The 21,204-nt window shown below is 51.5% G+C and carries 22 protein-coding genes and 2 pseudogenes; 14 read left to right on the forward strand and 10 right to left on the reverse strand.

All coding sequences use genetic code 11. The features are described 5' to 3' along the window. Positions 1-4: 4 nt before the first annotated feature. The 6 genes from ACKWMY_RS15920 (at position 5) to ACKWMY_RS15945 (ending at position 3,871) form a co-directional block, all read left to right on the forward strand. On the forward strand, positions 5-751 hold the full coding sequence (locus ACKWMY_RS15920; protein WP_065683723.1) for a fimbria/pilus periplasmic chaperone: 747 nt from the start codon (positions 5-7) through the stop codon (positions 749-751). Between the two features lie 26 nt (positions 752-777). Continuing rightward, positions 778-1,365, forward strand: coding sequence for a fimbrial protein (locus ACKWMY_RS15925; RefSeq protein WP_024527844.1), 588 nt, complete (start codon positions 778-780; stop codon positions 1,363-1,365). 4 nt (positions 1,366-1,369) lie between these two features. Next, positions 1,370-1,888 carry a fimbrial protein gene (locus tag ACKWMY_RS15930; protein ID WP_409486602.1) on the forward strand — a complete coding sequence of 173 codons (519 nt, stop codon included), beginning with the start codon at positions 1,370-1,372 and terminating at the stop codon, positions 1,886-1,888. Continuing rightward, positions 1,885-2,367 carry a fimbrial protein gene (locus ACKWMY_RS15935; protein WP_065683722.1) on the forward strand — a complete coding sequence of 161 codons (483 nt, stop codon included), beginning with the start codon at positions 1,885-1,887 and terminating at the stop codon, positions 2,365-2,367. Before ACKWMY_RS15930 ends, ACKWMY_RS15935 begins: the two co-directional genes overlap by 4 nt. Before the next feature lie 21 nt (positions 2,368-2,388). After that, positions 2,389-2,922: a fimbrial protein gene (locus ACKWMY_RS15940; RefSeq protein ID WP_409486603.1), complete on the forward strand. Its 534-nt coding sequence runs from the start codon at positions 2,389-2,391 to the stop codon at positions 2,920-2,922. Between the two features lie 82 nt (positions 2,923-3,004). Continuing rightward, positions 3,005-3,871 carry a hypothetical protein gene (locus ACKWMY_RS15945; protein WP_409486604.1) on the forward strand — a complete coding sequence of 289 codons (867 nt, stop codon included), beginning with the start codon at positions 3,005-3,007 and terminating at the stop codon, positions 3,869-3,871. A 291-nt stretch (positions 3,872-4,162) separates the two neighbouring features. On the opposite strand, the gene ACKWMY_RS15950 is transcribed toward ACKWMY_RS15945, so the two are convergent. Then, the gene (locus ACKWMY_RS15950; protein ID WP_024527840.1) at positions 4,163-4,600 is read right to left on the reverse strand and encodes a DUF3574 domain-containing protein; all 438 of its coding nucleotides are present in this window, start codon (positions 4,598-4,600) and stop codon (positions 4,163-4,165) included. Between the two features lie 231 nt (positions 4,601-4,831). Between ACKWMY_RS15950 and ACKWMY_RS15955 the strand changes: the two genes are divergently transcribed. After that, positions 4,832-5,449 carry a trimeric intracellular cation channel family protein gene (locus ACKWMY_RS15955; RefSeq protein ID WP_024527839.1) on the forward strand — a complete coding sequence of 206 codons (618 nt, stop codon included), beginning with the start codon at positions 4,832-4,834 and terminating at the stop codon, positions 5,447-5,449. Here ACKWMY_RS15955 and ligB read toward each other — a convergent pair. After that, positions 5,446-7,167 (reverse strand): NAD-dependent DNA ligase LigB, encoded by a 1,722-nt coding sequence (gene ligB, locus ACKWMY_RS15960; protein WP_409486605.1) that lies wholly within the window; start codon positions 7,165-7,167, stop codon positions 5,446-5,448. The genes ACKWMY_RS15955 and ligB overlap by 4 nt on opposite strands. A 284-nt stretch (positions 7,168-7,451) precedes the next feature. On the opposite strand from ligB, the gene gmk reads away from it, so the two are divergent. From gmk to recG, 5 genes are read left to right on the forward strand one after another with little or no spacing between them, the layout of a single operon-like run. Next, positions 7,452-8,075: a guanylate kinase gene (gene gmk / locus ACKWMY_RS15965; RefSeq protein WP_024482944.1), complete on the forward strand. Its 624-nt coding sequence runs from the start codon at positions 7,452-7,454 to the stop codon at positions 8,073-8,075. A 54-nt stretch (positions 8,076-8,129) separates the two neighbouring features. Then, the gene (gene rpoZ / locus ACKWMY_RS15970; protein WP_024482945.1) at positions 8,130-8,405 is read left to right on the forward strand and encodes a DNA-directed RNA polymerase subunit omega; all 276 of its coding nucleotides are present in this window, start codon (positions 8,130-8,132) and stop codon (positions 8,403-8,405) included. 18 nt (positions 8,406-8,423) lie between these two features. Beyond that, the gene (spoT, locus tag ACKWMY_RS15975) at positions 8,424-10,538 is read left to right on the forward strand and encodes a bifunctional GTP diphosphokinase/guanosine-3',5'-bis pyrophosphate 3'-pyrophosphohydrolase (protein ID WP_024482946.1); all 2,115 of its coding nucleotides are present in this window, start codon (positions 8,424-8,426) and stop codon (positions 10,536-10,538) included. A 5-nt stretch (positions 10,539-10,543) separates the two neighbouring features. Beyond that, positions 10,544-11,242 carry a tRNA (guanosine(18)-2'-O)-methyltransferase TrmH gene (gene trmH, locus ACKWMY_RS15980; protein WP_024482947.1) on the forward strand — a complete coding sequence of 233 codons (699 nt, stop codon included), beginning with the start codon at positions 10,544-10,546 and terminating at the stop codon, positions 11,240-11,242. Further along, a complete protein-coding gene (gene recG / locus ACKWMY_RS15985; protein ID WP_409486610.1) occupies positions 11,239-13,320 on the forward strand; it encodes an ATP-dependent DNA helicase RecG in 2,082 nt (693 codons plus the stop codon). Before trmH ends, recG begins: the two co-directional genes overlap by 4 nt. A gap of 40 nt (positions 13,321-13,360) precedes the next feature. On the opposite strand, the gene gltS is transcribed toward recG, so the two are convergent. Beyond that, entirely contained in the window at positions 13,361-14,563 is a 1,203-nt protein-coding gene (gltS, locus tag ACKWMY_RS15990) for a sodium/glutamate symporter (protein WP_029710944.1), read from the reverse strand. Positions 14,564-14,800: 237 nt separating this feature from the next. Here gltS and ACKWMY_RS15995 point away from each other — a divergent pair, with 237 nt between their 5' ends. Together ACKWMY_RS15995 and ACKWMY_RS16000 are read left to right on the forward strand one after the other, a co-directional pair. Next, positions 14,801-16,198 (forward strand): nucleobase:cation symporter-2 family protein, encoded by a 1,398-nt coding sequence (locus tag ACKWMY_RS15995; protein WP_024527836.1) that lies wholly within the window; start codon positions 14,801-14,803, stop codon positions 16,196-16,198. Positions 16,199-16,339: 141 nt separating this feature from the next. Beyond that, complete coding sequence (locus ACKWMY_RS16000) at positions 16,340-18,004, forward strand: AsmA family protein (protein WP_409486606.1); 1,665 nt, start codon at positions 16,340-16,342, stop codon at positions 18,002-18,004. Positions 18,005-18,078: 74 nt separating this feature from the next. Here the strand turns inward: ACKWMY_RS16000 and ACKWMY_RS16005 are convergent, their stop codons facing one another. From ACKWMY_RS16005 to ACKWMY_RS16035, 7 genes and pseudogenes are all read right to left on the reverse strand, one after another. Further along, positions 18,079-18,462 carry a hypothetical protein gene (locus tag ACKWMY_RS16005; RefSeq protein ID WP_309048303.1) on the reverse strand — a complete coding sequence of 128 codons (384 nt, stop codon included), beginning with the start codon at positions 18,460-18,462 and terminating at the stop codon, positions 18,079-18,081. A gap of 253 nt (positions 18,463-18,715) precedes the next feature. Continuing rightward, on the reverse strand, positions 18,716-19,021 hold the full coding sequence (locus ACKWMY_RS16010; RefSeq protein ID WP_074029794.1) for a hypothetical protein: 306 nt from the start codon (positions 19,019-19,021) through the stop codon (positions 18,716-18,718). Positions 19,022-19,300: 279 nt separating this feature from the next. After that, a complete protein-coding gene (locus ACKWMY_RS16015) occupies positions 19,301-19,657 on the reverse strand; it encodes a hypothetical protein (RefSeq protein ID WP_409486607.1) in 357 nt (118 codons plus the stop codon). Positions 19,658-19,717: 60 nt separating this feature from the next. After that, positions 19,718-19,825, reverse strand: coding sequence for a hypothetical protein (locus tag ACKWMY_RS16020; protein WP_409486608.1), 108 nt, complete (start codon positions 19,823-19,825; stop codon positions 19,718-19,720). Between the two features lie 53 nt (positions 19,826-19,878). Next, positions 19,879-20,169, reverse strand: a pseudogene (locus tag ACKWMY_RS16025) (hypothetical protein); the annotation flags it as partial. A gap of 78 nt (positions 20,170-20,247) precedes the next feature. Next, positions 20,248-20,625, reverse strand: coding sequence for a hypothetical protein (locus ACKWMY_RS16030; RefSeq protein WP_306110035.1), 378 nt, complete (start codon positions 20,623-20,625; stop codon positions 20,248-20,250). A 173-nt stretch (positions 20,626-20,798) separates the two neighbouring features. After that, positions 20,799-21,119, reverse strand: a pseudogene (locus tag ACKWMY_RS16035) (hemagglutinin repeat-containing protein); the annotation flags it as partial. Between the last annotated feature and the right edge of the window lie 85 nt (positions 21,120-21,204).

Raw genomic sequence — 21,204 nt, forward strand, 5'->3', positions numbered from 1 at the left:
TTTAATGAAATTTTTAAAAAACGGACTTTTTGCCACCGTGACTATTTTGGGTGTTTTCACCGCACATACGGTAAGTGCCGCGATCGCATTAGACCGCACAAGAGTCATATTTAATGGTGATGACAAATCGGTCAGCCTTAATGTCAGCAATGAGAACACAAAATTACCTTATTTAGTTCAGGCATGGATAGAAGATAGTAAGGGTAATAAAATCAATGGCCCTCTTACTATCGTGCCTCCTCTGCAACGCGTAGAACCAGGCTCTAAAAGTCAGATAAAATTACAGTCTTTGCCGGCTATTGATAGTTTGCCTAAAGATCGTGAATCATTGTTTTATTTCAATATGAGAGAAATTCCACCACGCAGCGACAAGCCAAATACGTTGCAAATTGCATTGCAAACAAAAATTAAACTCTTTTACCGGCCAGCAGAAATTGTTCAGCCTGAAACATCAAGGTCTGCACCCTGGCAGGAAAGTGTCGTAATGGTTCGTGAAGGGCAACGCTATAAGTTAACTAACCCAACACCCTATTATGTGACGTTTGTCGATGCTGGAAGCACTGTTAGTAACAGTGAGAGTGAATTCCGCCCGTTAATGCTGGCACCTCTTTCATCAGATTACCTTAACGTCAGTGCTAGCAAGTTAGGGGCATCGCCAGTACTGACATATGTCAATGACTATGGCGGTCATCCAAAACTTGTTTTCCACTGCGAGGGCTCAAGCTGTAAAGCGACGCCTGTAAAAGAGTAAGCACCATCATTAGGTTGGAAGGTCACATGCTAAAAATCGCTGCTCGTGTAAGCTTACTTCTCATGGCAATAAATTTCGCTCATGCGCAAACGAACCTGCCTGGTCAATGGAACGGAGATGGCGTATCAGGAAAAATTCAAGTTCGGGGAGTACTGACCGAAGGCGCCTGTAGATTAGATCTACATTCGTCTTATCAGGAAATCGATCTTGGAACGCTGTCGGCTGCGCATTTCCAGCACGTTGGGGATCCTGGCATACCCGTACCCTTTAGTTTGATGCTCAGGGACTGCATAAGTGCTGGTACCCTGAATCGCGATGATTGGACGGGTAATAAAGTGATAGACCGTCATCAGCCCTCAGTGACCTTCTCGTTTTTAGCCCCTGCGGTTACATCAAATCCCGGGCTGGTCGCTGTGACTGGGGCTTCTGGAATAGGTCTGGCAATAAAAGATGAAAATAATAAACCTGTCAGGCTCGGTTTCAGGGGAGTACCACTGCTAGTTACACCAAAGCAGGACGCCCTTAATTTCACTATTACACCGGTGAGAACAGCGGCACCGCTTGGTGCCGGTGCATTTCGTGCCAGCCTCTTTTTCTATATGAGGTATGACTAAGAATATGAAATCTATGATTCGGCTCACCGTAATTTATCAGGTCTTCGCCCTGATCCTCGGATACAGCACTTTTTCGCGGGCTGTCCCTGCCCCGCAAAGTATTACCGTGAATATTCAGGGAAGAATTTTGGAACCTGCGCCCTGCGTCATTGCGGGTACTGGAGATAAAGGTGTTATCTCGGTTGATTTTGGCAACAATGTCAAGACTAACCAAATTGATGGCATTCAGTACCGAATGCCTGTGAGTTACGACATACATTGCTCAGCACAATATACCAATTCGATGATGATAAGAGTCGTAGGAACAGTCGCAGGGTTTGGAGACGGTAATCTGCAGACCACCGTTACCGATCTGGGGATAGCCTTAACCGATGGCACAACGGCTTTTCCGGTGAATTCGTTCCTTAACTTTAACTATCCCGTCTTACCTCAGCTTTACGCTACTTTGGTAAAACGACCAGGGGTAACACTCAAAGGACAAGTTTTTTCCGCGACAGCGATCATGCAGGTATATTATCAATGATTAATATATGGCGGCAGATACTTATAAGCGCATTAGTTGGTTTTACCGTGTCTAATGCCTATGCAGTTGACATGCAATTTAAAGGGACGCTGATTGAACCCCCTCCTTGTGTAGTTAACGGCGGGCAAGATATTAACGTTTCATTTGATAAGGTCGGCATTAATAAAATCGATGGTGACAGTTATCGTAAGGAAATTAATTTCATATTAGACTGTATAGATTCTCCGCCTTGGACCATGAGTATGACATTATCGTCTAGTTCGGTTGCTTCTTTTTCGTCTGGGACAATTCAGAGCACGATTAACGGACTTGGCATAAAGATTTATAGTGATGGAAAACCCATTGTATTTTCTCAGCCCATTTTAATTGATCCCGCGCGTAGGCCAAAGCTTGAAGCGGTTCCGCTGAGCGAAAGTGGTGTGACTCTCTCCGAGGGGAAGTTTACTGCATCTGCAACGTTAACCGTACAGTATCAGTAGAAATATTAGGAAGATGAATCAATGAATGTTGGACTATTCAGAAATTTGATACTGAGTTTCATATTTATTTCATCTGGCGGGTATGCGGCGGAAAATCTTAAATTCTCCGGGGAACTGGTTAGGCAGCCTTGCGTACTTTCACCGGGTGATGAAAACATACCTTTGGACTTTGGTGAGATCATCGATAAATATCTTTATGCTCACGAAAGGGTAAAGAGTCAGACGATTACTATTCATTTACAGAATTGTGATCCGTCGCTGGCAAGAATGATTCGTGTTTCTTTTACTGGAGCAGGAAATGACGCTCTACCAGGTTATTTGTCGGTGAGTTCCGGTGATATAAATTCAGGATTGGCCATTGGCCTTGAAAATACGAACAACGGCGAGCCGATAAATATTAACAATGGCACAAACATGAACATTGAAATAAATCCCGGCACTATGGATATAAATTTCAACGCCTTCGTTCGTGGTGAACCGAAAGCTATAGCCAATAAGACAATCAGCCGTGGTGTTTTTAATGCGATACTCAACTTTAGTTTGATTTATGAATAGTTTTCACTTTGTTAAATAATGCTTACGGCCACAGAATTTTCAGGAAGAACAATGGAAATGCCTATTCAGGAGTATTTTGGTCATGATAAATAAAATTATAAATATGGGACGTTTTTGTTTAATCCCATTCCTTCTTGTTTTATCTCCGGCAAGCTTGGCTGAAACGGTTTCCGTTGGTCGTCTTTTTGTGTCTACACCAGACAGTGCGGGTATGATGACTATTCGTGCGATCGAATGGACTGCTGCCGCACCACCTAGTGTTGTAGCTGCTTGTGACGCAAACAAAAACCCCTCTCTTGAAACATGCATGGTGGAAGCTTCCTGCTCTGTAAAAACCGGTGTGAATTCTACAGGAACGATCTGGGGGCAAAAGTATAGAATGACCAAAGCTGAATTGAGGAATATTGCCTACGCCAATGTTGGTAGCAAAATGTTGTATGCTGGCTGCTTTAGAAAGAGCGGGTCACGTTATATATTTGTCCGTAGCCCCTTTTTATATGTGGGTGGATTACCCTTAACGGGTGGCACAAATAACAGCAATGTTGATTTCTATCTATTTGATAAGGTTGATATGATACCTGATTCACCTAATCTGAGCTGTAAGGCCACGAGCACAAATGCGACAATAGATTTTGGAGAAATCCTCTATAATTCTGTCAATGGATCAACAAAGAGTGCCACGATAGATATTAGTTGTACTAATGGCGATGGCTTTGCACACGTTTCTTCCGTTAGTTATGATAATAGCACAGGTATTTTACTCAGGCCGGACGGTTCTCTTAGCGCTTTGATGGAATTTAATGATGTGCCAGCAGATGTGCCATCCAGCTATTATATTGAGAATAATACCTCACGCAGTCTGGTGATCAAGGCAACCTTACGCTCCACCAACGCTCTTAAAGGTGGACTTTTCAGCGGTTCGCTGGTTGTTAATATCACTTATGATTGATATCCGAAATATTAAAGCATGAAAGGCTGACAGATTGTCCAACGTCTATGCTTATCAATTTCAGAGGTTCCTGGAGTAAAGCCAAGAGTCCGGTCGGCCTCATTGTCCGCTAGCCTTTCCGAGCTTTATTAGTAAGGGGCTACAATGGTTTTTAACTCAGCCAGCTGAAATATTTCAGAAAAATTGAGCCACACTTTTACGTTGCTGCAGGCAGATTTTATTGTCTGCTCAGCAGCCATTTTGCTGGAACAATAAACCTGCTTGTTGCAGTTGCGGCAAGCCGGGTATTCATTAAAACGTGACGCACACTGGCGCATCGACACGCATCACAGAGTCTTGGCTAAACTGTTGTTTATAGCGGGTGCGCAGCGCCTCAATGTTTTGCTCACTGGCTGTATCAGGGCTATGGATCAACATCAACGCCTTGCTGTTTTCCCGCGCCAGCTTGCCATCGTTCCCCAACCATTGCCCTTTGGCATCAAATACCGATAACCCATCTTTAAAACGCGGGGTTACCTGCTGATCGACAAAGGCCTGCCATTCAACCGCCGTAATTACCGGCCCTGCCGGGCGATTCAAGCCAAAATAGAGCGTGGTTTGGGTCATCGGCTCGCCGATGCTGCACGTTGCTTCCGGTTTAAACGGTGATGCCTTTTGCACTGGCGCTACGCAGCCGCTCAACAGCAAGGTTATGGCGACGGTGGCCGCCAATATCGGGGTGTTTTTCATCTCGCTTTCATATTCCTTAAATAATTACCAACAGATACTAGTGATAAATTTCTAATGCGTTGTAAAAATCACAAGTAGCACGAGAGACTAGCAGTATGCAAAAATCACCCATTTAGCATTAGGTAAAGTAATTCGAAAGCGACACCAACAAAAAAACTCAGTGGTGCGTTGCCACCAGGCTCGTTACCCTCCGGCGTTGACACTCTTGCCCTCCGACCCTGTGAATCCACTATGTTACTGAGCATTCTTTATATCATCGGCATCACCGCAGAAGCCATGACCGGCGCGTTAGCCGCAGGCCGCCGCCAAATGGATTTGTTTGGCGTGATTTTTATCGCCTCCGCTACCGCCATTGGCGGGGGCTCGGTGCGAGATATGCTGCTTGGGCACTTCCCACTGAGCTGGGTAAAACACCCTGAGTATATTGTTATCATAGCCATAGCGGCAATTATCACCACCTGGATGGCTCCGCTGATGCGCCACCTGCGCCATCTGTTCCTGGTGTTGGACGCCATTGGGCTGATTGTTTTCTCGATCATCGGCGCGCAGGTGGCTCTGGATATGGGCCATGCTCCACTGATCGCAGCCATTGCCGCCGTGATCACCGGCGTTTTCGGCGGCGTACTGCGCGATATGTTCTGCAACCGTATCCCGCTGGTTTTCCAGAAGGAAATCTATGCGGGTATCGCCTTTGCCGCTGCCTGGCTGTATATCGGCCTGCAATACCTTAACTTGCCGCATAACATGGTAATTATTATTACCCTGGTTGCAGGCCTCAGTGCTCGCCTGATCGCACTGCGCTTTCGCCTTGGCTTGCCAGTGTTTAACTATCAGCATCCCGACCATTAATTCGCGAACGCATCGCCAAGCGGTTCGGCACGATCGGGAACCGTTTCAAAGCCGCTAATATGGTGCTGCTGCAAGGTTTGAACCAGTGCCAGAAAGGTAGGGTGTTGCAAAAATTCCTGCACTTTTCTCGCTTTTTGCGCCCCCATACCAGCAAGCTCCTGCCACTGTGCCAACGTCATCTGCTGTAGCTGTGACCAATTTTGCAACGTGGCCGACTGCAATGGCGAAATGGGTACGCCGAGGGCGATCGGCCAACGCTCGAAAGACTGCCGCCGCGCCAGACGAAATTGTTGGTAAAGGGCCTGTGCACGCTTTGCCCCCAAGCTGGGCACCGCGCTGAGCTGTTCCGGTGTTAACTCCAACCAATCCAGCAGGTTATTCACCAATCCCTGATCGACCAGCACCTGCCAGCCAGCTTTATTCAACCCGGTGATGTTCAGCCCATTGGAACTGCTCAACCAAACCAGCCGCGCCAGAAACTGCTGGCGGCATCCGGGCTGCAAGGTAAAGCAGCTCAGCGCATGATAATCCTCCGGCTTTGGCGCAATGGGTGTTGCCCTGGTAACCTCACGCCAGACCACCTGATTCAAATGCGGAATGCCATGCCCCATCAGGCTAATCGCAATATGATCGCCAGGTACGATGTCCCCTTTTTGCCACAGAGCTAGCGAGCCCACGTTAACTCGCCGGATCCATTTATCGTCCATACGCACCGGATCCAGGCGGAGCATCACGGCAATTTTGCCGGTACGGCCTATGGCAAACTCAACATCCGTGACTCTGGCCACTTGCTGGACCGGGGGATATTTCCAGGCAGCCGCCCAGTCATTGGGTTTAGCCTGCCAGTAGCGCCCCTGAGGTTCTTGCCCTTGGTGGATCACCACGCCATCGGTGACAAACGGCAAAGGGCCGCTGTACCAAGCTGCCCGCCACTGCTCCACCTCCGCCAACGTGGTGACCGGCTGTGAATATTGCTGCGGCAGCGTAAACCCCATGGCGGCAAGCTGTTGCACGCGTTCGGCCATGGTTGGCGGGCCATCGGGCCACGCCCAGACGAACAGGCCAAGCTGCTCAAGTTGCGCAGTGCGCGGATGACGCATCATCATCCCGGCAACCTTGGAGCGGGCGTTGATGCCCCCTTGGGTTTGCTGGTGATGATCGTTCACCATCAGGAACAGCTCCCCTTGCAGTACCAAATTGGCCGTAACCTCCGGTAAAACGTTGGGGATAGCGGGGATCGCCTTGACCTTTTCCAGCCAGTTTTCACCCTTCTGCCCGTCCCCCCGGCTAATGGCGTTCACCAATACGCCTTGCAGGTAGACCAAAGTGACCGCCACACCATCAACCTTGGGTTGCACCCACAGATCGTGACGGCCCTGCATCCATTGTTCTACGGCACGAGAGTTGCGCAGTTTACGCAATCCGGTATGCGCCACCGGATGCGGTACTTTGCCCACTGGCAGTGGCCGCGTATCCTCTTCCACCGCACCGACACAACGCCGCCAATCTTGCAGTTGCTGTAACAGGCTGTCGTAGAGTTCATCGTCAATCGGGCTGTTACCCAGGCGATAATAAGCCTCATCCCAGCGCCCCAGTTGATCATCCAGCGCCGTAATTTCCACCTGCATGCGCTCTGGCGACCACGCCGGACAGTTTGCCCATGCCGAGCTACACAGCACTCCAATCACCACCAACGCCCGGTAAATACCTCTCCACATTGAGCACCTCCTTGCTTCCCGGCAGTAAATACTCAATCGCCTTTGCTGGCTAACGCCAAAAACCGGAGGTGCGAAACGCTCCCCAAAAGGAATGTGCATTTGCTGAAAACGGCAAAAATTTCCAGATCCGCCGCGCAAATTGACTTTTTCACGCTGTTTTTAGCAGAAAGCGGCGGCCAAAATGCGAGCTAACGCTGCATACCGCCCGTTAGCCGTGTATACTGTGCGGAGAATTTACACATCCGCTGTAACTGACTTATCAACCGCTAGCAACGAACATCATCATGGCTCAAGGCACGCTTTATATTGTCTCTGCTCCAAGTGGCGCAGGGAAATCAAGTCTGATTCAGGCTTTGTTAAAGACGCAACCGCTGTACGATACGCAGGTTTCGGTTTCACACACCACGCGCGATAGCCGCCCGGGTGAAAATCACGGCGAACACTACTTTTTCGTCTCCAAAGACGAATTCCGCCGTATGATTGAGCAGGATGCGTTTCTTGAGCACGCAGAAGTGTTCGGCAACTATTACGGCACGTCCCGCGCGGCCATCGAGCAGGTACTGTCGACCGGCGTTGACGTCTTCCTGGATATCGACTGGCAGGGCGCACAGCAGATCCGTGCCAAAATGCCCCAGGCGCGCAGCATCTTTATTCTGCCGCCGTCGAAGGAAGAGCTTGGCCGCCGCCTGCGTGGCCGTGGGCAAGATGCGGATGACGTGATCGCCAAGCGCATGGCGCAGGCCGTCGCGGAGATGACGCATTTCGCGGAGTATGATTATTTAATCGTGAATGACGATTTCGATTTGGCCCTGTCCGATCTGAAGACCATTATTCGCGCCGAACGCTTGCGTTTGGGCCGTCAAATGCTGCGGCATGATGCTTTAATCAGCAAACTATTGGCAGACTGAAGACAGTTTCAGTATTATGCCCAGTCTTTTCGTCACCTGTGGAGTAGCACAAATATGGCACGCGTAACTGTTCAAGACGCTGTAGAGAAAATTGGTAACCGTTTTGACCTGGTGTTGGTCGCTGCTCGTCGGGCACGTCAAATCCAGACCGGTGGTAAGGATGCACTGGTACCTGAAGAGAATGATAAGTACACCGTTATCGCTCTGCGCGAAATCGAAGAAGGCCTGATCAACAGCCAGATCCTCGATGTTCGTGAGCGCCAGGAGCAGCAAGAGCAGGAAGCCGCAGAGATCCAGGCGGTTACCGCGATTGCTGAAGGTCGTCGTTAATTAGACTGTGAGTCTGCCTTGTACCTGTTTGAAAGCCTGAATCTGCTGATTCAACGTTACTTGCCTGAGGAGCAGATTAAGCGCCTCAAACAGGCATACCTCGTCGCACGTGATGCTCACGAGGGACAGACACGCTCCAGTGGTGAGCCCTACATTACTCACCCGGTTGCCGTGGCCTGTATTCTGGCGGAAATGCGTCTCGATCATGAGACGCTGATGGCAGCCTTGCTGCACGACGTCATCGAAGACACCCCGGCCACCTATCAGGATATGGAACAACTGTTTGGCAAAAGCGTTGCCGAACTGGTTGAGGGCGTATCCAAGCTAGACAAATTAAAATTCCAGGATAAGAAAGAAGCGCAGGCGGAGAACTTCCGCAAGATGATCATGGCGATGGTGCAGGATATCCGCGTCGTGCTGATCAAGCTGGCGGACCGCACCCACAATATGCGAACGCTTGGCTCGCTGCGCCCGGACAAACGGCGGCGTATCGCCCGTGAAACCCTGGAAATCTATAGCCCACTGGCCCACCGCCTGGGTATTCATCATCTGAAAACCGAGCTGGAAGAGCTGGGTTTTGAAGCGCTTTACCCGAACCGCTACCGCGTCATCAAAGAAGTGGTGAAAGCCGCGCGCGGTAACCGTAAGGAGATGATCCAGAAAATCCTCTCCGAGATCGAAGGGCGTCTGACCGAAGCCGGCATCCCCTGCCGCGTCAGCGGGCGGGAAAAGCACCTCTATTCCATCTACTGCAAGATGCACCTGAAAGAACAGCGCTTCCATTCCATCATGGATATTTACGCGTTCCGGGTGATCGTCAAAGAAGTAGATACCTGCTACCGGGTACTAGGCCAGGCACACAGCCTGTACAAGCCGCGCCCGGGCCGGGTAAAAGACTATATCGCCATTCCCAAGGCTAACGGCTATCAATCGCTGCATACCTCACTGATCGGCCCGCACGGCGTGCCGGTTGAGGTACAGATCCGTACCGAAGATATGGATCAGATGGCCGAAATGGGGGTCGCCGCGCACTGGGCCTATAAAGAAAAAGAACAGGGCGAAACCGGCGGCACTACCGCACAGATCCGCGCCCAGCGCTGGATGCAGAGCCTGTTGGAGCTGCAACAAAGCGCCGGTAGCTCGTTTGAATTTATTGAAAGCGTAAAATCCGATCTGTTCCCCGATGAGATTTACGTTTTCACCCCGGAAGGGCGTATTGTCGAGCTGCCTGCCGGTGCTACACCGGTCGACTTTGCCTACGCCGTGCATACCGATATCGGCCACGCCTGCGTTGGCGCACGTGTCGATCGCCAGCCGCATCCGCTATCACAAGCTTTAGCCAGTGGCCAGACGGTAGAGATCATCACCGCTCCGGGTGCCCGGCCAAATGCCGCCTGGCTGAACTTTGTGGTGAGCTCCAAAGCCCGCGCCAAAATCCGCCAGATGTTGAAAAACCTCAAGCGCGATGATTCCGTCAGCCTGGGCCGCCGTTTGCTAAACCATGCACTCGGGGGCAGCCGCAAACTTTCGGAAGTGCCGCCAGAGAATATCCAGCATGAACTGGACCGCATGAAGCTGGCCACGCTGGACGATCTGCTGGCAGAAATCGGCCTCGGTAACGCCATGAGCGTGGTTGTCGCGAAAAACCTGCAGGGCGATCAGTCCAGCCTGGGCTCGTCGAACGGCGTGCGCAACCTGGCCATCAAAGGCGCCGATGGCGTCCTGATCACCTTTGCCAAGTGCTGCCGCCCTATCCCAGGCGACCCGATTATTGCCCACGTCAGCCCGGGCAAAGGCCTGGTGGTTCATCATGAATCCTGTCGTAATATCCGCGGCTACCAGAAAGAGCCAGAGAAATTCATGGCGGTCGAGTGGGATATGGAAACCGAGCAGGAGTTCATTGCGGAAATCAAAGTGGACATGTTCAACCATCAGGGTGCGTTGGCCAACCTCACGGCGGCGATCAACGCGGCCGAATCGAATATTCAGAGCCTGAATACCGAAGAGAAAGATGGCCGGGTCTACAGCGCCTTTATCCGCCTGACTACCCGCGATCGCATCCACCTGGCAAATATTATGCGTAAGATCCGTATCATGCCGGATGTGATTAAAGTTAACCGTAACCGAAACTAGCGCCTATGAGCCCCGAACGCTATGCGCGGATTTGTGAAATGCTGGCCACCCGGCAGCCCGATCTGACGGTCTGCCTGGAACAGGTTCACAAACCGCATAACGTCTCCGCGATTATCCGTACTGCCGATGCCGTCGGCGTACATCAGGTGCATGCCGTGTGGCCTACTCCACGGATGCGTACCCTGGTCTCCTCCGCTGCGGGCAGCAATAGCTGGGTGAGCGTCAAAACCCACCCCACCATCGCCGATGCGGTCACGCATCTGAAGGGCCAAGGGATGCAGATCCTGGCAACTCACCTTTCTGCCCGCGCCGTCGATTTTCGCGAAATAGACTATACCCGCCCCACCTGCATACTGCTGGGGCAGGAAAAAACCGGCATCACCGAAGAGGCGCTAGCCCTGGCCGATCAGGACATTATCATTCCGATGATCGGTATGGTGCAGTCGCTGAATGTCTCTGTCGCTGCGGCTCTGATCCTGTATGAGGCCCAACGTCAGCGGCAAAACGCCGGTATGTATCGCCGCGATCTTAGCGCGTTAGATGAGCAGGAACAGCAACGCCTGCTGTTTGAAGGCGGCTATCCGGTGTTAGCCAACGTGGCCAAGCGCAAAAAGCTGCCGCGCCCGCAGATTGACGATCAAGGCCAAGTGGTTGCCGACGCCGAATGGTGGGCAGCCATGCAGGCAACGACGGTACGTCGATGAAAGGCCGCCTGCTGGATGCCGTCCCACTCACTACACTTTCCGGGGTTGGAGCCAGCCAGGCGGGGAAACTGGCCAAAATCGGCCTGAATACCATCCAGGATCTGCTGCTGCACCTCCCGTTACGTTACGAAGACCGCACCCGCCTCTACCCAATCAACGATCTGCTGCCAGGCATTTTTGCCACGGTGGAAGGGGAAGTGCTGCGCAGCGATATCAGCTTTGGCCGCCGCCGCATGCTCACCTGCCAGATCAGCGACGGCACCGGCATCCTGACTATGCGCTTCTTCAACTTCAACGCGGCGATGAAGAACAGCCTTGCTACTGGCCGCCACGTAACGGCCTATGGCGAAGTCAAACGCGGGACCAACGGCGCAGAAATCATCCATCCGGAATACCGTGTCCAGGGGGAAAACAGCGAGGTCGAGCTACAAGAAGCCCTGACGCCGGTGTATCCCACCACCGAAGGGATCCGCCAAGCCACGCTGCGCAAGTTGACCGATCAGGCGCTGGAGTTGCTGGATACCTGTGCGATTGCCGAGCTGCTACCACCGGAATTAAGCGGCGGTTTGATGAGCCTGCCACAGGCGCTGCATATGCTGCACCGTCCACCGCCGGATATCCAACTGGCTGATTTGGAACAGGGCAAACACCCGGCACAAAAACGCCTGATCCTTGAAGAACTGCTGGCGCATAACCTCAGCATGTTGGCCGTCCGCGCCGGAGCGCAAAGCTACCGGGCATTATCGCTAACACCTGACGATCGGCTGAAAAACAGTTTCCTGGCCCAGCTCCCCTTCTCGCCTACCAGTGCACAAACGCGGGTTGTGGCAGATATTGAAGCGGATCTGCAAAAAGGTTTCCCGATGATGCGCCTAGTGCAAGGCGACGTCGGCTCAGGTAAAACCCTGGTTGCTGCCCTGGCCGCACTACGCGTCATTGCTCACGGTAAACAGGTGGCGCTGATGGCTCCCACCGAATTGCTCGCCGAACAACACGCCAATAACTTCCGCCAGTGGTTTGAACCCTTGGGGATTGAGGTGGGTTGGTTAGCCGGCAAGCAAAAAGGCAAGGCACGCCTCGCCCAGCAGGAAGCTATTGCCAGTGGCCAGGTGTCGATGGTGGTAGGGACGCATGCCATCTTCCAGGAGCAGGTGCAGTTCAATGGCCTGGCCCTGGTGATTATCGATGAACAACACCGCTTTGGTGTGCATCAGCGGCTGGCGCTGTGGGAGAAAGGCGAAGAACAAGGGTTCCATGCTCATCAGTTGATCATGACCGCCACGCCAATCCCACGCACGCTGGCTATGACCGCCTACGCCGATCTGGACACCTCGGTAATCGATGAATTGCCGCCGGGCCGTACGCCGGTGACAACGGTGGCGATCCCCGATACGCGCCGGGCCGATATTATCCAGCGGGTGAAAAGCGCCTGTATCGAAGAAGGTCGTCAGGCGTATTGGGTCTGCACGCTGATCGAAGAGTCTGATTTGCTGGAAGCCCAGGCAGCGGAAGCAACCTGGGAAGAATTGAAGATTGCGCTGCCGGAACTGAAGGTGGCGTTGGTGCATGGTCGGATGAAATCAGCGGAGAAACAGGCGGTGATGCAGGCCTTCAAACAGGGCGAACTGCAGCTGCTGGTAGCCACCACGGTGATTGAAGTGGGGGTGGACGTGCCAAACGCCAGCCTGATGATCATCGAAAACCCGGAGCGGCTTGGCTTGGCACAGTTGCATCAGCTACGTGGCCGGGTTGGCCGTGGTGCGGTAGCCTCTCACTGCGTGCTGCTGTATAAAACCCCGCTCAGTAAAACCGCCCAAAAACGCCTGCAGGTGCTGCGCGACAGTAACGACGGCTTTGTGATTGCCCAGCAAGATTTGGAAATCCGTGGGCCGGGTGAGCTATTGGGGACGCGCCAAACCGGCAGTGCAGAGTTTAAAGTGGCCGATTTGTTGCGCGATCAGGCCATGATCCCCGAAGTTCAGCGCGTTGCGCGCCATATTCACCAGCAGTATCCACAGCATGCGCATGCCTTAATTGAGCGCTGGCTGCCGGAAACAGCTCGCTACTCCAACGCCTAATCAATTAACCCCTCTTGTCGCCAAGAGGGGTTATCATCACTTAACCAAACACCGGCAGCATCAGATACAGCTTAATCACGATGGCGTTAGCGATATCGATAAAGAACGCGCCCACCATCGGCACCACCAAAAATGCCAGATGCGAAGGACCGAAACGATCGGTGATCGCCTGCATGTTGGCAATGGCCGTTGGCGTCGCCCCCATGCCAAAACCACAGTGCCCCGCAGCCAGCACGGCAGCATCGTAGTTTTTACCCATCACGCGGTAGGTCACGAAGATAGCATACAGTGCCATGACCAACGTCTGCACCGCCAGGATCGCCAGCATTGGCAGGGCCAGCGAAGCTAGTTCCCACAGGCGCAGGCTCATCAACGCCATCGCCAGGAACAGCGACAGGCTCACGTTACCCAGTACGGAGACCGCACGCTCAAACACCTGGTAGAAGCCCGTTGCCGACAGGGTGTTACTGAGGATCACACCGACAAACAGCACGCAGACAAAGGTCGGCAGTTCAAAGGCGGTACCATTCAATAACCCGGCAATAAAGTTACCGAGGCTCAGGCAGATGGCAATCATGGCGATGGTTTCTACCATCACCAGCGAGGTGATCAGGCGGCCACTTTCCGGCTTTTCAAAACCACTCGGCTGCACACTATCATCCGGTGTGCCTTCCGGCGTTGAGGAGTGTTTCACCAGATAGCGAGCCACTGGGCCACCAATCAGGCCGCCCAGCACCAGACCAAAGGTGGCGCAGGCCATGGCCACTTCGGTGGCATTCTCAAATCCGTAGCGCTCGATGAACACCTTGCTCCAGGCCGCCCCGGTGCCATGCCCGCCAGAAAGCGTAATCGAGCCCGCAATCAGCCCCATCAACGGATCCAGCCCCAGCATTTTCGCCATACCGATACCGATGGCATTCTGTACCAACAGCAGACCCAGTACCACAAACAGGAACACGACCAGTGCCTTGCCCCCCGCCCGCAGGCGCGCCAGGTTGGCATTCAGGCCGATAGTGGCAAAGAAGGCCAGCATCAGTGGGTCTTTCAGCGACATATCAAAGCCGACTTCCCAGTTCACCGTTTTCTTCATAACCAAGAGCAGGACCGCCACCAGTAGACCGCCGGCAACGGGAGCAGGAATAGTATATTTTCTCAGCAGAGGAATGGAGCGCACGCATTTGCCCCCAAGCAGTAGGACCAGCGTGGCGGCAACTAAAGTGCCGTAAGTATCGAGATGAAACATCTAGCTACTCCGTGTAGTAATTAAATCCAATAAATTAATAAGTTATAAAATTTACTCAGTTTTTTAACTTGATGAAGGGTGGATTAAAAGTAAAAACGGCTAATAACACAAGAAAAAATGAACGAAAATGCGACATTAATGGATTCAGCCTCGTACAAAATATTAATGCGCAACCGTTTGCTTTTGTGAAGCAGATCATTAAAATGCCTTCTTTGCCGCCTTTGGGAATGCCACACCATGTCCAGCCAAACCGCCGAGCTTGATGCCGCGCAAAAAGCATCAGCCCCCGTTTCACACAATAGTGAACTGATTTACCGCCTGGAAGATCGCCCGCCGTTGCCGCAAACGCTGTTTGCCGCCAGTCAGCATCTGCTGGCGATGTTTGTTGCCGTGATCACCCCGGCCCTGTTGATCTGCCAGGCGCTTGGCCTGCCTGCGCAGGATACGCAACACATCATCAGTATGTCGCTGTTCGCCTCCGGTTTGGCCTCCATCCTGCAAATCAAAACCTGGGGCCCGGTGGGGTCTGGCCTGCTGTCTATTCAGGGCACCAGTTTTAACTTTGTCTCACCGCTGATTATGGGCGGGCTGGCGCTGAAAAACGGCGGCGCAGACGTGCCCACCATGATGGCTGCACTGTTTGGCACCTTGATGGTCGCCTCTTGTACCGAAATCCTGCTGTCGCGCGTGCTGCATCTGGCGCGCCGCATCATTACCCCGCTGGTTTCCGGCATTGTGGTGATGATTATCGGCCTGTCGCTGATCCAGGTCGGGCTGACCTCCATCGGTGGCGGCTATGCGGCGATGGGCGATCACACCTTCGGCGCGCCCAAGAATCTGCTGTTGGCAGGCGCAGTGCTGGTGGTGATTATTCTGCTTAACCGCCAACGTAACCCTTACCTGCGCGTCGCTTCGTTGGTGATCGCCATGGCCATAGGTTATCTGCTGGCCTGGGCCATGGGCATGCTGCCGGAAACCGAACCGGCCACCCAGACAACCTTGATCACCGTCCCTACCCCGCTGTATTACGGCCTGGGCTTTGACTGGAACCTGTTGCTGCCGCTGATGCTAATCTTTATGGTCACATCGCTGGAAACCATCGGTGATATCACCGCTACCTCCGACGTTTCTGAACAGCCAGTCAGTGGCCCTCTATATATGAAGCGCCTGAAAGGCGGCGTGCTGGCCAACGGCCTGAACTCGATGTTGTCAGCAGTGTTCAACACTTTCCCGAACTCCTGCTTTGGTCAGAACAACGGAGTGATCCAGCTAACAGGCGTTGCCAGCCGCTATGTCGGTTTTGTGGTGGCACTGATGCTGATCCTGCTGGGGCTGTTCCCGGCCGTTGCCGGTTTTGTGCAACACATTCCTGAGCCGGTGCTGGGCGGCGCGACCATCGTGATGTTCGGGACCATTGCAGCCTCCGGCGTGCGTATCGTTTCCCGCGAGAAGTTAAACCGCCGCGCCATCATGATTATGGCGCTGTCGCTGGCCGTCGGTATGGGGGTTTCCCAACAGCCGCTGATCTTGCAGTTTGCACCGGACTGGCTGAAAACCCTGCTTTCTTCCGGTATCGCCGCCGGTGGTATCACCGCCATTGTGCTGAACCTGCTGTTCCCACCAGAAGAAAAATAAGCGCTTCCCGCAGCAAACCAACGGCCATTGGCAAACCGCTACTGGCCGTTTTTTTATTGTCTTTCAGGCCATTGCCCTTGAGCTGGAAGGCTAATTGCGGCATAAACAGGGTATCTTTTCTGTCCGCTACGGATCCACACGATGAAATTTATCGGAAAACTATTGATCACGTTGCTGCTGCTGATAGTGCTGGCCATTGTGCTGCTCTACGTGGTGGGGCAAACCCGCTGGGCCGCAGGCTGGTTGAGTCACTGGATCAGCGATCGTGGTGATTACCAGCTGTCGGTAGAAAAAATAACGCATTCGTGGAGCAAACCAGGGCAACTCAGCCTGGAGGGCGTAACCCTCGCCTGTGCCAACCAACCGCAGCTCTTGGCGGCCAAGCAGGTCGATATGGCTTTCAGCCTGCGGCAAATTACCGAGCCACGCTATTTCGATAGCATCACGCTGCGCGACGGCACCTTAAACGTTCAGCCTTTGCAGGGCGCCCCCCTGCCAATACAGGCCGATGTATTGCAACTGAGTAATATGGCGCTGCAATCCAACGATGAGAGCTGGCAGCTTAACGCGCAGAAGGTCAACGCCGGGATCAACCCGTGGCAGCCTACGGCAGGCCATTTACTTGGGGATAACAATCAGTTCCAGTTCAGCGCCGGTTCGATGGTGGTCAACGGTATTCCGGCCTCGCAGGTGTTGATCCAGGGCGAAATCAAACAAAATCAGCTGGTATTGAGCGACTTTGGTGCCGATCTGGCACAAGGCGATCTGACCGGGGTAGCCAGCCGAGCTGCCGATGGCAGTTGGTTGGTTGAACGGTTGCGGCTGAGCAACGTCCGCCTACAAGTACCAATGACGCTAGAACAGTTCTGGGACCGCTTCACGGCGTTGCCACCCATTACGTTAAAACGCTTTGATCTGATTAACGCCCGCCTGGAAGGTAACGCTTGGGCGGCGAACGATCTCGATCTGTCGATGCAAAATATCACCTTCCAACAGGGGGATTGGAGCAGTCAGGATGGCGCGATTAACTTCACCGCCGACGACCTGATCAATGGCAACTTCCATCTGATCGACCCGATTATGGATATGCAACTCTCGCCAGCGGGTATTGCCATTGGCCAGTTCAGCACCCGCTGGGAAGGTGGATTGCTGCGTACCACTGGCAACTGGCTGCGCGCCAATAAGCGCCTACAACTCGACGAGGTGGCAGTTTCTGCGCTGGAGTACACCTTGCCCAGCAACTGGCGTGAACTCTGGTTACAGCCGTTGCCAAGCTGGCTGGCGGAGGTGTACGTCGCCAAGATGAACACCAATCGTAATCTGATCATTGATATCAACCCGGATTTCCCCTTCCAGCTCACCTCGCTGGATGGTAACGGCAGCAATCTGCTGTTGGCCAGTGACCATCGGTGGGGGATTTGGTCCGGCTCGCTGAAACTCAATGCCGGTGGTGCCACCTTTAACAAGATCGACGTGCGCCGCCCTTCGCTGGCGTTGGATGCGGATGCACAGCAGATCAACGTTACCGAGCTGAGCGCCTTTATGCCCGATGGCCTGTTGGATGCCAAGGCCAACGTCAGCCAACTGCCTGGTAAGCCGTTCACCCTGTCCCTTAACGGGCGCTCGGTACCAGTGAATACCTTGCAACAATGGGGTTGGCAGCATGTGCCGCTGGAGGGTGATGGTAATCTGCAGTTGCAGCTGAAGGGATTACTCAATAGTGATGGGCCGTTTAAGGCGTCTTTGCGGGGCCAGTTGCAGGCTACCAGCAAGGATGGGCAAACTCTGGAGCAGCAGGTGCCGTGAACTGATGTTGAATACCGCTGCTTCTGGAGTGATCTGGTGGCAGCGGCAAGAGATTGGGTATTTAGGGAGTGCTGCTAATAACTGATTGATACTGAAGGACTAATAGAAGCTAAAATATCTATAACTTCGTCTACAGTTGAAAGCATATAGTGAACAACACCATCGTGTGCATTACCGCTTTGTTCATTAAACCACTCTAAATATTTAGAATTTTCTACAATATAAAGCCCTGTAAGCATCTCCCCTTTCTGCTCTTGCTGCATTTTTAATAGGTCACCTTCATCAATCACTCGGAAAGAATAAATCCAATCGAAGGACACCTTAATTTTACTGCCTTCTTCGTTATGCACAGAAGAGAAAATCAGTTCAAGGGAGCCAGAGGAATATCGAAAATCCTCTAGCTGACTATTCAGTAGAGAACCGACAACAAGGCTAAATTTAACCAACTTTTCAGTCATATATGATTACTCAGCATATCCAAGATTGGAGTTTCCAAAGCGTAAAATGAATCCTAACTAGTTGACCGGACTCTATCAATTATGGTCACAGATTCTTATATCTGTTCAGGTAGATACTCATATTTTTCAACTATCTTTATCAACCTAATAAGCTCTGACCTGCTCCCAGTTGTATAGCGATTCTATAAGGATCACCAATAATCTTTTAACCTTCCATCCATCTTGCTTGCGTAACCGGGAACCATCACAACTTTCAGATTAAATCCTCACCATTTAAAAGTACAATAACATTGTCCGCCCCAAAAGATTCCCTAATCATATCAGCCATTTCATCTGTTGATATCTCAAGGGACTTGTTATTTACTGATATATAACAGTAAGATACCGGATCTAATCCGAACTCATTAGATACCTCTTTTTGGATTGGATGTGGTATAGCCGCAGTAGATAAATAATAGTGAGCGGGAAACACATCCGGATATCGCTTTGCAAATTCGTTCAACTTATGCTGTAACTCAGCAAAAGTAAGCTTAGTAAAACATGTTAATCCTATAGACATACCACCCTCTCTTACCTCTGATAGAATTTATACCCGAATCCAGCGAAGGACGGGTGATCACCACTGTATCTATTGCGATCCAGTCCAGTTGCGGCGGCGGGAGTACCGCACCTGCGCCACCGCACTTGCTCGGCTCCCGACGAGTCCGCCGGATGGGTTGAGGCATGAACCACCTGCAATACCCGACTCGACAGCTGCGTGCTCTCCACACCACCATACTTGTGATTTAGTGACAGGGCTAGAATCCCAGCTTTTGAGGGCTGGGGTTTTAATTACTCATTATTCAGGCTGATAACGCTTATCCTGAATAATGTAAGGTTCTGCAACATCTTCCCACACCACTTCTGCCATCTTTTGCCATTCGGTTGGGTTTTGTTGCTTCACAAGATAGTCCCTGATTAGCTTAACAGCATGGTTAAAATCTGCCTTATCTAACTCAACAAATGAATAAAACTTTAGATACTCACCTTCTTCATACTTAATTATTTCATGCAACTTGGGGGTGTCTGGTAAAAAAACAGCATCCAGCAGATCGCCAAAGGCATCCCAATAACTGCTATGAATAAATGCAGAGGTCAATCTATCTTCCGGTTTTTCGATAGTTTCATCTCTACGAAATAAAATACTTGCCCCCATGTCATTACCTCATAATGATAATTTTATCTTGCTGTACTTTAGGCAGTGTTTTTATATAATTCATAAAATATTTTGGTTAGCAGGCGTTAGAACTCTAAAATCAACAGGAACAAAATCAGCTTTTTGCAAATAATCCTGAATGACTTTTTGCCCATTCCCATAAACCATTTTTTTTCATAGAATTTGTTTAATCCGTCTATTTCTTTCTGTGACAGTCTATCTGTCGTATACATGGCATCGACGGTTTTACCTTTATTGGGGCCTGACGTAATCACAAAGTCAGGCGATGTTCCTAATTTTTCTCCCGGCGGTGGGGCATAACGTTCCATTGTGCCAATTGCTGACTCTAGTTGCGCAGCAGCAGCTTCTGCCGGTTTTAATTTATCGTTTCCACCAAGGTCCGGCGTATTTAAGCGGTCATGACCTTGCAGAGGGGTCGAACTGATTTTTACTTCATGAATTCCATCACTATTTTTGAAGTACAGAGACTTTTCCTGAACCAGGAATACCATCCGGTAGTTTCTTGCTTGGCAGGATAATGCCCGCCAGTTAGACCCCCGGTCAGTTGGCCGGGGGGATTGTATATAAGATTATTGGCCAAAGTTTTTCCATGCTAGAGCATGTTTTTTTGACTCGACATGCAGATAAGCTTCGATTTCTTTCCAGACTGACTTATTTTCATCAGATGCTGTAACTAACGACTCAACAAGTCCAGTTGCAACCGCTGTTGCTAACTCATCATTATCAGACCTCATACCTGTTTCAATGTGCTGGAACAGGGCTGATTTCTCCGAGTGATTTAATGAAGCCAACTGGTTTACCAATGCTTTACCCACTAGAGAAAACAATAAGATCGTCGATGGAGGTTCTGGCAACCAATACTCAACACATCTATTTACTTCATTCTTTATATACTCTGACGCTTGAGTAAAAAAACTCAAGTAATCATCAATATAATTATCCATCATTACTTACCCTTAAGAGCATTTTGCATGTCTTTCAGAACGTTTTCCGCCGCCGCTCTATCACTCGAAGAAGCTTAAGGATTCTTATTTAACCAATCCTGAAGCGCTTTAGAATATGTTTGGGCGCCCCCTGCCAGCGACTTTTTCGCCAGTAGCTAACTCGTAACGAAATGCATCAGCCCGCTCTTTTTCTTCTCATCCAACCGGTAGCTGGACTGTTCTTCCGTCGCCGCTACTATCTCAACATTATTGCCTGCTTGCAGGTTAACCTTGCCGTCACCAACAACCGAAGATCCCTTCACCGTCAGGTCATTACCCGCAGACAGCGACACATTGTCGCCGCTCAGCAACGTGCCTTTTTCCTGCGTGGCGTAATCTTCCCGCACCGTGTGGGTGGTGGTTTTCGACAGGAACCCTTTCTTGGTCTTGGTTTCTTCGAAGAAGGAGTAGTCACTTTCGGTGGCGCTGTTGAGCGTCAGATCGCGTCCGGCGTCTATCAAACACTACATATGGCTATCGTGATCAGGGTTCAGAAGTTAACAGAGGTCGATCGAATAGATGGAAGTGGTTGTTAGAACCATG

This window comes from Serratia sp. J2 (genome assembly GCF_046269175.1).
Lineage (GTDB): Bacteria > Pseudomonadota > Gammaproteobacteria > Enterobacterales > Enterobacteriaceae > Chania > Chania fonticola_C.